Origin of the sequence: Paracoccus sp. (in: a-proteobacteria) (assembly GCF_032007265.1) — a bacterium.
Classification (GTDB): Bacteria; Pseudomonadota; Alphaproteobacteria; order Rhodobacterales; family Rhodobacteraceae; genus Paracoccus.
The window spans coordinates 1-251 of sequence record NZ_DALZMB010000040.1 but is presented as its reverse complement, the minus strand read 5'-3'; the positions used below and the strand labels follow the sequence as shown (position 1 = coordinate 251).

At 60.6% G+C, this 251-nt stretch carries 1 pseudogene; it reads left to right on the top strand.

The features are described from left to right. Positions 1-251 (top strand): annotated as a pseudogene (locus RTS12_RS10210) (pyruvate dehydrogenase complex E1 component subunit beta); the annotation flags it as partial.

Below are 251 nucleotides of genomic sequence, written 5' to 3'. Positions count from 1 at the left end.
CGCCGATCTCGGAAATCGGCTTTGCCGGTATCGCTACGGGTTCTGCCTTTGCAGGTCTGCGTCCGATCGTGGAATTCATGACCTTCAACTTCGCCATGCAGGCGATGGACCATATCGTCAACTCGGCAGCCAAGACGCTTTATATGTCCGGCGGCCAGATGGGTTGCCCGATCGTGTTCCGTGGTCCCAACGGTGCAGCAGCCCGCGTCGGCGCGCAGCACAGCCAGGATTATGCCGCATGGTATGCCGCC